Annotated in this window: 12 protein-coding genes; 8 read left to right on the top strand and 4 right to left on the bottom strand. The window is 62.2% G+C overall.

Features of this window, described 5'->3' with window-relative positions:
• The first annotated feature begins 6 nt into the window (after positions 1-6).
• Complete coding sequence (locus tag ACTHNZ_RS04865) at positions 7-1,053, top strand: LacI family DNA-binding transcriptional regulator (RefSeq protein ID WP_440541367.1); 1,047 nt, start codon at positions 7-9, stop codon at positions 1,051-1,053.
• Here the strand turns inward: ACTHNZ_RS04865 and ACTHNZ_RS04860 are convergent.
• The 3 genes from ACTHNZ_RS04860 to ACTHNZ_RS04850 form a co-directional block, all read right to left on the bottom strand.
• Positions 1,037-1,825: a HipA N-terminal domain-containing protein gene (locus ACTHNZ_RS04860; RefSeq protein WP_440541366.1), complete on the bottom strand. Its 789-nt coding sequence runs from the start codon at positions 1,823-1,825 to the stop codon at positions 1,037-1,039. The two genes, ACTHNZ_RS04865 and ACTHNZ_RS04860, sit on opposite strands and share 17 nt — an antisense overlap.
• Entirely contained in the window at positions 1,822-2,199 is a 378-nt protein-coding gene (locus ACTHNZ_RS04855) for a helix-turn-helix domain-containing protein (protein WP_440541489.1), read from the bottom strand. Before ACTHNZ_RS04855 ends, ACTHNZ_RS04860 begins: the two co-directional genes overlap by 4 nt.
• A gap of 239 nt (positions 2,200-2,438) precedes the next feature.
• Positions 2,439-3,560 (bottom strand): ABC transporter ATP-binding protein, encoded by a 1,122-nt coding sequence (locus ACTHNZ_RS04850; protein ID WP_440541365.1) that lies wholly within the window; start codon positions 3,558-3,560, stop codon positions 2,439-2,441.
• A gap of 368 nt (positions 3,561-3,928) precedes the next feature.
• Between ACTHNZ_RS04850 and ACTHNZ_RS04845 the strand changes: the two genes are divergently transcribed.
• From ACTHNZ_RS04845 to ACTHNZ_RS04815, 7 genes are all read left to right on the top strand, one after another.
• A complete protein-coding gene (locus ACTHNZ_RS04845; RefSeq protein WP_440541364.1) occupies positions 3,929-5,281 on the top strand; it encodes an ABC transporter substrate-binding protein in 1,353 nt (450 codons plus the stop codon).
• Between the two features lie 63 nt (positions 5,282-5,344).
• On the top strand, positions 5,345-6,283 hold the full coding sequence (locus ACTHNZ_RS04840) for a carbohydrate ABC transporter permease (protein ID WP_440541363.1): 939 nt from the start codon (positions 5,345-5,347) through the stop codon (positions 6,281-6,283).
• Positions 6,280-7,161, top strand: a complete 882-nt coding sequence (locus ACTHNZ_RS04835; RefSeq protein ID WP_440541362.1) for a carbohydrate ABC transporter permease — start codon at positions 6,280-6,282, stop codon at positions 7,159-7,161. Before ACTHNZ_RS04840 ends, ACTHNZ_RS04835 begins: the two co-directional genes overlap by 4 nt.
• 51 nt (positions 7,162-7,212) lie before the next feature.
• Positions 7,213-8,193: a sugar-binding transcriptional regulator gene (locus ACTHNZ_RS04830; RefSeq protein ID WP_440541361.1), complete on the top strand. Its 981-nt coding sequence runs from the start codon at positions 7,213-7,215 to the stop codon at positions 8,191-8,193.
• Between the two features lie 15 nt (positions 8,194-8,208).
• Positions 8,209-8,967, top strand: coding sequence for an SDR family oxidoreductase (locus ACTHNZ_RS04825; protein ID WP_440541360.1), 759 nt, complete (start codon positions 8,209-8,211; stop codon positions 8,965-8,967).
• A gap of 61 nt (positions 8,968-9,028) precedes the next feature.
• Positions 9,029-10,114: an alcohol dehydrogenase catalytic domain-containing protein gene (locus tag ACTHNZ_RS04820; protein WP_440541359.1), complete on the top strand. Its 1,086-nt coding sequence runs from the start codon at positions 9,029-9,031 to the stop codon at positions 10,112-10,114.
• A 183-nt stretch (positions 10,115-10,297) separates the two neighbouring features.
• Positions 10,298-11,626 carry an MFS transporter gene (locus ACTHNZ_RS04815; protein ID WP_440541358.1) on the top strand — a complete coding sequence of 443 codons (1,329 nt, stop codon included), beginning with the start codon at positions 10,298-10,300 and terminating at the stop codon, positions 11,624-11,626.
• A 15-nt stretch (positions 11,627-11,641) separates the two neighbouring features.
• Here ACTHNZ_RS04815 and ACTHNZ_RS04810 read toward each other — a convergent pair whose 3' ends face one another.
• Positions 11,642-12,436: an IclR family transcriptional regulator gene (locus tag ACTHNZ_RS04810; protein WP_440541357.1), complete on the bottom strand. Its 795-nt coding sequence runs from the start codon at positions 12,434-12,436 to the stop codon at positions 11,642-11,644.
• Positions 12,437-12,554 lie beyond the last annotated feature (118 nt).

Raw genomic sequence — 12,554 nt, 5'->3', positions numbered from 1 at the left:
TTTCGGATGAGCAGCAAACCATTCAATCCTGCCGCGACCATCAAGGACGTGGCGGCGCAGGCGGGCGTTTCGGTGATGACCGTCTCGAACGTGTTGCGCGGCCGTGGGCGCGTGAGCGAGGAGACGCGCAAGCGCGTGCTCGAGACGGCGGAGCGCCAGGGCTACCGGCCGAATCTGACGGCGCGCGCGTTGGTCGAGGGCAAGGCGCCTACGCTCGCGCTGATGCTCAGTTGCATCACGAACCCGTTCTATCCCGAGTTCGCATTGGCCGCGAACCTGCAGGCGCTGAAGTACGAGCGGCATTTGCTGGTTTGCAATACCGACCATGAGCCGGATGGGGGATCGGGATTTCTCGAGCAGGTCGCGGGTTCGCTGTCGGACGGCGTGCTCGTGGCGAACAACGGCAAGCTGCCGATGGATGAACTGCTCAGGCTGCAGGAGCGCGGCATTCCCGTGGTCATCAGCGTTTGGGAACTTCCCGATGAGCCGCCCGGCATTCCCTGCGTGACCTTCGATTCGAGAGCCGCGGGCAAGCTTGCCGGCGCACATCTGATCGAACTCGGGCATCGCCGCATCGGGGCGATCGTCGGCAGCCCTAAGCATGGCATTCATGGCGGGCGATACGCGGGCTTTCGCGAGGCGATGCGAGCGGCGAAGGTCAAGCAGTTGGCGGCTGACGAGCGCTTTACGGAGGACTCGTTCGAGTGCGGTTACGAGGCGGGGACGGATTTACTGACCGCACGCCCTGATTTGACCGCGATCTTCGTGTCGAACGATTTGCCGGCGCTCGGTGTATTGAATGCCGCGAGCGATCTCGGCTACTCGGTGCCCGATGACCTATCGATCGTCAGCATCACCGATATCATTCCGGCTCGGCAATCGCGCCCGGGGCTCACGACGGTGGCAATTCCCACTGCCGAAATGGCGGAGAAGGGCGTGAGTCTTTTGGTCGATTTGATGGCGGGGCGGGCGAGTGAATCGACGGTAGTTCATACCACGCCGCCGAAGCTCATCGTGAGGGGGTCGACGGGGCGGCCTAAAGCGTTGAGTTGAAGGGGACGGTACCAGCGGTGGAAGCAGGGCTGGCGGGAATAAGCGGAACAACGACCAAAAGGAAATAGCATGTCGTCGGTGTTGGGGCAAAGCGATGAGCCGATTTACTTTCCACTGAACCAGGGAGAGCGGGCGAGTCATTTAAAAGTAAACCAGCTATTGCCCAGAGCGGTATACGAGACTCGCGGAGATGTTGCACGAGTCGATGGAACGTCCCGACGACGCTGCGCATGGAGTACCACTTGATGCACGAGGCTGCGATCGACCGGGGGTATGAAGTGCCGGAAGCCGATGCTTGGATCGAGAAATTGCGTCTGCGCGGAATCGAGCACTTCCAGCGCGCGCATTGACGGCCACCGCCGATGAGTTGCGCGAGTTCGATGCGGCTCATGTCGTCCACGCAGAGCAAGTAATCCATCTCGGTCAGCGCTGCCGAGTGCACGGTGGATTTGCCTGCCGCCTGAGCGGCCTTGCGCTGCTTAGCGTGGTCCCGCGCGATCACGCGGCAACCCCAGCCGTCGGGCTCGGTGTCGGCAAACGCAAAGTGGAAAATCGAATCGTCCTTCGTGGGTGCCTTACGATACTGATACCCATCGACGAGTGCGAGGTCGGGCGATAACTCGAAACGATCGGCCGCCGCGAGCCATGTGGCGGCGTAGGCAAAGGCCGAAAATTCGCGGCCGCCGTCCTTGCTGTAGGCGAGGGCCCCGACTGGCCGTGCCGCTTCGCCCAGCACGACATTCGCGATTTGCTTGACGGCCGGTTTGCTCATAAAGCTCCCGAGTCGGACTTCACTCGTTTCCGATGGACGCGTTGCGGTAGTTGCTCGTTCATGAGGGCGAGCCCGATCTCGTCCGAAGCTGTATCGAGCAGGTGGGTGATCTTTTGCAACTCGCCCAAAACGAAGAACGCTTGCACGATCGTTCCGATCGAAATGCCGGTATCACCGTGCTCCATTCGGCGCACAGTGGCCTCGGAAATCCGGAGCCGTTCAGCCATCGACGCTTGCGTCAAATGGCGCCGCCGACGGGCCAACGCAATATCCGCTCCGAGCTTCCTGAGCGCGCGCGAAACCGGTGCCGGGAAGGCCGACTCGGGAGGCTTGCCAATCAAATTTGCGTGCTTACGGGGTTTTACCGTGCTCATTTGAGCGGTTATCGGAGAATGGGGCACCAGAATTGTCGCTGCTGCTCGCCCATGTGCCAAGATAGTCGCGGCGTTTACCGATCATATTTGAGCGATAAACGAATGATACCGATCAAATATGAGCGGTAACAGGACTCCACTGCTCAACCGAACAGAGGCGGCTCGGCATGCGGAGCTGTTCGGCGTCCAAAGCGCGAGCGAGATTTCCGCCCCCGAGTCCGGGTTCATCGGTCGAGACGCTACGCGACAGTCGTTTGAACGTGCGCATGCGTGGCCCGCAACGCCACGCCCTCGGCATCGAACAAATGAGCATGCCGCACGAAGAACCCCGCTTCGATCCGTTGACCGTCGGCCGCCGCCGATTCTCCCGACCCCTTGACCTGAATCGTTCTGCCGTCCGTGAGCCCGACATGCAACAACGTTTCGCCGCCGAGGTGCTCGACGACGATGACCTCACCCGCGACCCTGGCATCGCTCCCGCCACCCCCGCTTTCCGTCAAATGCTCGGGGCGAACGCCGAGCGTTAGCCTTCCCCCTACCTGAACGCCTTGAGCCTCGCAGGGAACGACCAGCGGCTCACCGCCCGGCAACGCGATCGTAACGCTGGACGAATCGGCCCCGAGCACGTCCACGTCGATGAAGTTCATCTTCGGCGAGCCGATGAACCCGGCCACGAATCGATTGCGCGGCCGGCGATAAAGCTCGAGCGGCGAACCGATCTGTTCCACGACGCCATGATTGAGGACCACGATCCGATCGGCCATCGTCATCGCTTCCGTTTGATCGTGCGTCACGTAGATCATCGTTGCATTCAGTTGCCGATGCAGCTTGATGAGCTCGAGACGCATCTGCACGCGCAGCGCCGCGTCGAGATTCGATAACGGCTCGTCGAACAGAAACACTTTCGGCTCGCGCACGATCGCCCGGCCGATCGCCACGCGTTGTCTTTGCCCGCCGGAGAGCGCCCGCGGACGGCGCTCGAGCAACTGATCGATCTGCAGGATCTGCGCTGCGCCGTTCACGCGGCGATCGATCTCGCTTTGCGGCAGCTTCAGCATGCGCAAGCCGAACGCGATGTTCTCGTAGACGGACATGTGCGGATAGAGCGCATACGACTGGAACACCATTGCGACGCCGCGCTCCGATGGCTCGACCTCTGTGACGTCCTCGCCGCCGATCAGCACACGCCCTGAATCGACGCGCTCGAGCCCGGCGATCGTGCGAAGCAGCGTGGACTTGCCACAGCCGGACGGACCGACGAACACGAGGAACTCGTGCTCGGCCACTTCGATGTCGACGCCCTTGAGCACTTCGGCGCCCGAGAACGTCTTGCGGATTTGCTGCAGCTGAACCGCGCTCATTTCGTGTCTCCAACGAACGTCGCATGTCGCATTGCACCTGTGCGCCAGCACGCGCGCACCCGAGCTTTTCTTCGAGATCCGCAGCGGCTTCATCCCGCAGCGCCGCAAGGACTCCTAATGAATTTCTTCTTGACAAGCATCGTGCGTCAAAATATACATTTGAAAAAACGAAATTACAAGTGAAACGAGGAAGTGAAATGCGCACTCCGGAAGGCCGCCGGCTGCGCCGCAATCGCATGACGCAGTCCCGTGTGCTCGCAGGCATTCGACGATCCGATGCCTGCCGCTGAGTCGATAACGAATAGCTTTGCATCGGATCGGGACGCGCCCGCGCGAGCGGGCCGCCCCGGTCGACAAGGAGACAATCGATGAAACCCCGGTTCTTGCAGCGCAAATCAGCGATGGTGTCGTTGGCCGCCGCGTCGTTTCTGCTGGCGGCGCATGCTTCGGCATGGACGTTGAAGGAGGCGGCCGCGCCTTATTCCGGCACGACGCTCCACGCCATCTTTCTCGATCGGCCCGGATATACCGCAGCCGAAAAACTGATTCCCCAGTTCGAGAAGGAAACGGGCATCACGATCAAGTGGGACGTCGTCCCGTATGAGAGCACCCGGCAGAAGGAGGTGCTCAACTTCGTGAGCGGCGGCGCGCAGGACATCGTGCTCGTCGACGTGGTATGGATCGGCGAGTTCGCGAGCAACAAGTGGCTCACGCCGATCAAGAAGTTCACCGACGATCCCAAGCTGGCCGATCCGAATCTGAACCTGAAGGGCTTCTTCCCGATTCTGCTCGATTCGTTCGGCACCTGGGACAAGGTGACCTATGGCCTGCCGTTCGACAATTATTCCGGGTTGATGTTCTACAACAAGTGCATGCTGAAGCAAGCCGGGTTCGACGAGCCGCCGAAGACCTGGGACGATTTGCTCAATGTCTACGCGCCGAAGCTCACGAACGCGAGCAAGAACCAGTACGCGTTCGCGCTGCAGTCGCGCCGCGGCGAGACGCAATCGGCCGACAGCTTCATGCGCATGCTTTGGCCCAACGGCGGCTCGCTGCTCGACGCCAAGTTCAAATCGAACTTGATGTCGCCGCAATCGCAAGCCGGGCTCGAGTACCGGCAGAAATTGATGAAGTACATGCCGCCCGGCATCGTCGATTTTGATCACGCCGAAGCCGTGAACGCGCTGGCTCAGGGACAGGTCGCGATGATCACCGAATGGTCGGCCTTCTATCCGACGCTGACCGATCCCTCGAAATCGAAGCTCGGTAACTGCCTGGCGATTGCCACCGAACCGCGCGGTCCTGCTGGACTCAAGCCTGCGCTAGGGGGCTTTTCGCTGGCGGTCAATGCGAAATCGAGCGCCAAGAAGCAAGCGGCCGCCTGGCTCTTCATTCAATGGATCACCTCGGAGCAGATGGCGAAGCCTTACCTCGAGGCAGGCGGCGTGCCGGCGCGCACGGCTGTCTATCAAGATCCGGCCGTGCAGGCGAAGTATCCGTTCGTGAAGCCGATGGTCGAATCGTGGCAAGGCGGCGTGCCCGACTATCGCCCGCGCTTCCCCGAGTGGCCGGCCATCTCCGAAATCATCGGCGAATGGGGCACGAAGATGATGCTCGGCAGCGTCTCGGTCAAGGACGGCGCGCAGACGATCGGCTCGAAGATGGAGGCGATTTTGCAGAAGGCCGGCTACTACGACGGCAAGAAACCGCTGCTCAAGTAAGGCGGCGATCAAAGCAACGATCGGCGTCGTTTCGCCGGGTATCGTGCGAATCGGAGTATCGCTATGTTCAACGGTACGGTGTCGCGGCCGGGGCAGGCGCAAGTCCCGCGCAAGGGCGTGCGGCTGCGGCTTTGGCCGCGGTCTCCCGCGTTCTGGTTTTTGTTTCCGGCCGTATTCGCACTGGCCGTGATCGGCATCTATCCGTTGCTGGTCGCCCTGTACAACTCGGTGCATCAATACCGGCTCGCGGACCCCGAGGCGGGCACGCCGTTCGTTGGACTAGACAATTACGTCGCGACGTTCACCGACGCGACGTTTTGGCAGGCGCTCGGGCGCACGATGCTGTTCTTGTGCTTGACGCTGCCGGTCGAGATCGCGTTGGGCTTGTTCGCCGCGTTGATGCTGCATCGGTCGGGCTTGACTTGGATGCGCGCCGCCGCGCGAGTGGGCCTCGTGGTGCCGATGGCAACGACGTACGCCGTGGTCGGGCTCATCGGGCGGCTCATCTTCAACCGGCAATTCGGCGTGGCGAACTATGTGCTCAGCTTCGTCGGCGTGCCGCCGCGCGATTGGCTCGGCGATCCGACGCTCGCTTATGTCTCGGTCATGATCATGGACATCTGGCAGTGGACGCCGTTTTGCGCGCTGATCCTGCTTGCCGGCTTGACGATGGTGCCGAAGGAGGCCGAAGAAGCCGCACGGCTCGAAACCCGAAAGCGCTTGACGATACTTTGGCACATCGAGCGGCCCTATCTGCTGCCGGGGCTGACGGCGATCCTGATCTTGCGCTCGGCGGACATGCTCAAGATGTTCGATGCCGTTTATACGATGACGCGCGGCGGTCCCGGGGCCGCCACGGAGTTCATCAGCGTCTACATCGAACGGATCGGCTTTCGCTTGTTCGATCAAGGCTTGGCCTCCGCGCAAGCGATGCTTTTGCTCGTGCTGACGATCGTCCTTTCCCGTCTTTACATCCGCTACATCTACAGGGAGATCGCATGAGCCTCTCTTTTTTAGGGCTTCTGACGATAGGCGCCGCCCCGCGCGCGAGCCGCGCAAGAGCCGGGCAGCGGCGTGCCACCGTCTGGCATGGCCTCGCGCTGCTCGTGATCTTCGTTTCGTCGGTTTTTCCGTTCTATTGGATGGTGACCACGAGCCTGAAGACGCAGGCCGATGCGCTCGCTTATCCGCCGCTGTGGCGCTTCACGCCGACGCTTTCGCACTATGTCGATGCGCTCTTCACGCACGACGTCGCGGGTAGCCTCGTCAATTCGCTGATCGTCGCGAGCAGCACGACCGTGCTCGCGATCCTGCTCGGCACGCCGGCGGCCTACGCGCTCGCGCGCTTCGAATTCCGCGGCAAACGTGATCTCTGGTTCTGGTTCATCTCCAATCGGATGGTCAGCCCGGTGGTGCTCGCGGTTCCGTTCTTCCTCATTGCGACGAAGCTCGATCTCATCGATACCCACATCGTTCTGATCCTGCTTTATCTCACGTTCTCGCTGCCGATCGTCGTTTGGATCTGCACCGATCAATTCCGCAACGTTCCCGTCGAGCTCGACGAAGCCGCGCGGCTCGACGGTGCATCGCCGTGGCGCGTGTTCTGGCGCATCAATCTGCCGCTCGCGATGCCGGGCATCGTCGTGTCGGCGATCTTCGCGTTCATTTTTTCATGGAACGATCTGCTCTACGCGCTCGTGCTCACGCGCGACAACGCGGCCACCTCGCCCGTGGCCGCGACGAATTACATGAGCGGCTATGAGCTGCCTTGGGGGGAGATCATGGCGACGGGCACGCTGATCGTGCTGCCGATGGTGATCTTCGCGCTGCTCGTCTCGGGCCGGCTCGTGCAGGGCTTGACGATGGGCGCCGTCAAATGACGCATTTGCTATAACTATCGGCTTTTCTTTTGTCGATACATGGCGGACAACATGGGCAAGACCACCCTACCTATGCCGAGCGTCGAGCAGGACGAAGGCATCGATCGCGAAGAAGAACTGCAAACGCGCGTCGCCTGGCACTACTACGTCGGCAACATGACGCAGCAGGAAATCGCGCAGCTTTTGGGCACCAACCGCGTGCGCGTCAATCGATTGCTGGCCGCAGGCCGCGAATCGGGGCTCGTCCGAATCACGATCGACAGCCGCATTGCACCGTGCGTCGCGCTCGAAGAGCAACTCGTCGAGCGCTTCGGCTTGCAGGCGGCCGTCGTCGTGCCGACCGGCGCCACCTACGAAGCGACGATGGCCGCGCTGGGCATCGGCGCGGCGAACTACCTGGCCGAGCACATCGCCTCCGGCCATACGATCGGCCTGGGTTGGGGAAGAACGATCCGCGCCGTTCTACGGGCCTTGCCGCAGCGCGCGTATGGACCGCTTTCCGCCGTGTCGCTGCAAGGCGGGCTCGCGCATTGCCCGAGCATCAACACCTTCGACATCGTGTCCGATTTCGCCGATCTGTGCCATGCGGACGGCTTCCTGTTCCCGGCGCCGATCTATGTCAGCAGCCAGAAGGTGCGCGACGTGATCCTGCGGGAAGATGCCGTGCGCGAGACCTACGAGCTCGCGCGAGGCGCCGATCTCGCGTTGTTGACCGCTGGCGACCTGACGGAATCGCTCGTGATTACCTACGGCGTCAAGGACCCGGAAGATCTGCGCACGCTGCGCAAAGCGGGGGCCGTCGGCGACGTGCTGGGTCATTTCGTCGATGAGAACGGCAAGCTCATCAACCATCCGTTGAACCGGCGCACGGTGGCGGTCGCGCTCGACGATCTGCACGGCATCGAATGCGTCGTGCTGGCCAGCGGCGGCACGCAAAAATTCTTCGTCACTCGAGCGGCGCTGCGCGGCGGTTACGTCTCGGTGCTCGTGACCGACGAGGATACCGCACGGCGCCTTTGCGAAGAACCTTAGGAGCAGTCACCCATCATGAGCTCACCAACGGCTGTACCCGATCGCTCCGAGCAATTCGCCGGGAAGCGCGTGCTGATTACCGGGGCCGGCAAAGGCATCGGCCGGGCCACGGCGCGGCTGATGGCGGCGCGAGGGGCGCGCGTGATTGCGCTGAGCCGCTCGCCTGACGATCTGCGTTCGCTCGAGCAGGAGATCGGATGCGAAGCCTACGCCGTCGATCTAGCCGACGCAGCGGCCGCACGTGCTACGGCGCTCGCCGCGCAGCCGATCGATCTGCTCGTGAACAATGCGGGTATTGCGCGCTTGCAGCCTTTCCTCGACACGGACGTCGAAGCGTTCGACGAGACGATGGCCGTGAACGTGCGGGCCGCGATGATCGTCGGCCAGGCCTGTGCGCACAGCATGATCGAGCGCGGCACGGGTGGTGCGATCGTCAACGTCTCGAGCATATCGGCGCACGTCGGCTTCGCACTGCACGGCGCGTACTGCGCCTCGAAGGCAGGGCTCGATGCGCTCACGCGCGTGATGGCCGTCGAGCTTGGCCCCCACGGCATACGCGTCAACTCGGTCAACCCTACGGTCACGTTGACGCCGATGGCCGAAAAAGCGTGGAGCGATCCGGAGAAATCATCGCAGATGCTTGCCCGCATTCCCATGAACCGATTCGTCCAGCCCGAGGAAGTGGCGCAGACGATCGCGTATTTGCTCGGCGACGAAGCGCGGATGATCAGTGGCGTGAGCCTCGCTGTCGACGGGGGCTTCCTCGCGCGATGAAACGGGTCCGTGACGGTTCTTTGCTGCTCCCTTTTCACTTCTCATTCCAAGCGAGCCGACTATGAGCACTTCGAGCAGGCCCACCGACATGACCGCTGTCGTTTGCCATGCGCCCAAGGACTACCGCGTCGAACGCGTCGAGCGACCGCGACCCGGCCCGAACGAACTGGTCATTCGCATTGCCGCGTGCGGCATCTGCGCAAGCGACTGCAAGTGCTACTCGGGCGCGAAAATGTTTTGGGGCGGGCCGAGCCCCTGGGTGAAGGCACCCGTCATTCCCGGGCATGAATTCTTCGGGTACGTGGAAGAACTCGGCGAGGGCGCCGCGCAGCACTTCGGCGTGGCGGTAGGGGAGCGCGTGATTGCCGAGCAGATCGTGCCTTGCGGCAAATGCCGCTATTGCAAGTCGGGGCAGTATTGGATGTGCGAGGTCCACAACATCTTCGGCTTCCAGCGTGAAGTTGCCGACGGCGGCATGGCCGAGTACATGCGCTTCCCGCCCACGGCGATCGTCCATAAGATTCCCGATGGGATATCGATCGAAGATGCCGCGATTATCGAGCCGCTTTCCTGCGCGATTCACACGGTCAACCGCGGCGATATTCAGCTCGACGACGTCGTCGTCATTGCCGGGGCGGGGCCGCTCGGGCTCATGATGACGCAGGTTGCACATCTGAAGACGCCGAAGAAACTCGTCGTCATCGATCTCGTCGACGAGCGCCTGGCGCTCGCGCGCGAATATGGCGCCGACGTGACGATCAACCCGAAGAAGGACGATGCACTCTCGATCGTTCGGTCGCTTACGGATCAATACGGCTGCGACGTCTACATCGAAACGACGGGCGTGCCGGCCGGCGTGCCGCAAGGGCTCGACCTCATTCGCAAGCTCGGGCGGTTCGTCGAATTCTCGGTATTCGGTGCCGAGACGTCGGTGGATTGGTCGATCATCGGCGATCGCAAGGAACTCGACGTGCGTGGTGCGCACCTGGGGCCTTACTGCTATCCGATCGCGATCGATCTGCTCGCTCGCGGGCTCGTGACATCGAAAGGCATCGTCACGCATGGCTTCGCGCTGGAGGAGTGGGAAGAGGCCATTAAGGTCGCCAATTCGCTCGATTCGATCAAGGTGCTGATGCGTCCTCGTTGAAGGCGTATCGTTGTTTGCATCCCCGATGCTGGATGACGGGCATTCCATTGCGTGTTCCACGTAGTGGAATGCCCGTCTTTGCATGTGTGCCGCGCTCACCATAATGATGCTCATGGCGACGCGGGACCGAACGTTTCCGCCGCGGATTGCCGATCCCCTAGCGGAATAACGATTGGAGACACCATGCAAGCAGTTACGAGTCCATCGCCCGAGGCGAACGCGGCCCATCATTCGTCCACCGCGGCGCTCTACCGCAAGGTGACCTGGAAACTGATGCCGCTGCTGTTCGTTTGCTACGTGCTCGCTTACATCGATCGCGCGAACATCGGCTTCGCCCATCTTCAATTCAGGCAGGACGTTGGATTGTCGGAAGCGGCATTCGGCTTCGGCGTCGGACTCTTCTATCTCGGTTACATGCTGCTCGAGGTGCCCAGCAATCTCTGGCTCCAGCGTATCGGCATCCGGCGCACGCTATTGCGGATCATGACGTGTTGGGGCGTCGTGTCCGTCGCGACCGCATTCGTTAGGACACCAATCGAATTCTATGCGGCGCGCGTGCTGCTGGGCGTTGCCGAAGCGGGCTTCTTCCCCGGGGTCATTCTCTATTTCACGTATTGGTTTCCGGCGTCCCGGCGAGCCCGCGTGACCTCGATCTTCATGAGCGCCATCTGTGTATCGGGGATCATCAGCGGACCGATGTCGGGCGTCATTCTGAACACGCTCACGGGTGCTTGGCACCTGAACGGTTGGCAATGGATGTTCATCTTGGAGGGGCTCCCCTCGGTCGGGGCCGGCGCGGTGGCGTACTTTTGTCTGACGGATCGGCCGGAACAAGCCGAATGGCTCAGTGACGACGAAAAGCGCATGTTGCTCGATACCCTGCGGCGCGAGGCGGAATCGAAGGAAGGGCGTGCGCCGAAATCGATCTGGATTGCGCTGCGCGAGCCGAAGTTCTACTTCCTGACGTTTGCCTACTTCAGCGTGCCGTGGGCCAGCATCGTCGTGCATATCTGGGCACCCAGCGTCATCAAGCATAGCGGCGTGACGGATTTTTGGCACATCGGTGCGCTGTCGGCGATTCCCTATGTCGTTGGTGCGGCGTCCATGTACCTGATGGGGCGAAGCTCGGATAGGCGGCTCGAGCGGCGCTGGCATTTCATGGTCAGTTCCACGCTGGCCGCGGGCGGCGTCGTACTGCTACCGGCTTTTGCACACGACGTCGGCGTGTTGATGGTCCTGCTCTCCATCGCGACCGCCGGTTACCTTGGCATGCTGTCGTTGTTCTGGACACTGCCGCCGGCCTATTTGAAACCGGCTGTCGCGGCGAGCGGCATCGGTTTGATCAGCAGCCTCGGCCAGTTCGGCGGGATCTTGGCGCCGACGGTCATCGGCCTGGCTTCGTCGCGGTTCGGCAGCAGTGCGATGGGGTTGTATGCCGTTGCGGTGGTGTCGATTCTAGGCGGCCTGGCTGTCGTCGCCGGGGTGCCGCGGCGCGCGATCAGCGAGCGGTAGAGCGCTAGGCGCCGTTCAGTCCGGATCGAGTGCGGCCATCGCTCTGACGATCGCGTCGCGCAATTGCAGCAGGGGCATGGCCAGCGTCCCCGAGATTTCCGATGTCGCATCGGTCGTGCGGACGCTGAAATTGAGGACCAGGGGTGGGTGGCCGGCGACCTCCAACGGCGTTGCGATTGCAACGACTTCCGGTTGCCAAGTGGCGATGCAGTACCCGAGCCGTCGCACTTGCTCGATGGCCTCCATGATCTGCGCCTTGATGGGCCGCCAATGGCGGCTGCCGCCATGTTCGAGCGAGGCGAGGCGAGCCGTGCGCTCGTCGTCGCCGAGCGTCGCGAGATGGGCTCGGCCAAGCGCGGTCAGCTCCATCGGTACGCGCTGGCCTGATACGACGGTTCTTAGGGAAGAGCGTTGGTTGAAGCGGAAGGACTCCAAGTAAACCATGTCGTCGCCATCCGCTGCCGCGAGGCCAACGTTGATCTGCCGCTTTTGCGCGACTTCCCGCATCAAGGGGACGGCGGCTTGCATGATCTTCGAACCGGTGCGCATCGCGTGCGCGACGCTCAGAACGGGAACGCCGAGCCGGTAGGCCTGGTGAACGGCATCGTGTTCGAGGAAGCCGCACTCGACGAGCGTGCGGGCCAATCGGCTGACGGTGGCTTTCGGCAGGCCCGTGCGCTCGACGAAATCGCCGTTGCCGAGCATGTCGGCGCCGGGGCCGAATGCGCGAAGCAGCAGCAGGCCGCGTTCGAGGGAGCGATTCAGAACGGCTTCCGGCGATCGTTTGGGTGCCTTCTCTGGAGATGTCATCGTGTCTTGCCGAGGTAACGGTATGCGTGGCGCGCGAGTGGTGCGATGCGCGTGGTCGAGCAGCGACGCTCGACCGCCGAAAACGGAGTACCGAATTGTCGATCAATCGAATGAAAGG

The organism is Trinickia sp., from assembly GCF_051953955.1.
Taxonomy (GTDB): domain Bacteria; phylum Pseudomonadota; class Gammaproteobacteria; order Burkholderiales; family Burkholderiaceae; genus Trinickia.
The sequence above is the reverse complement of the archived record's forward strand: the minus strand, read 5'-3'. Positions and strand labels throughout refer to the sequence as shown.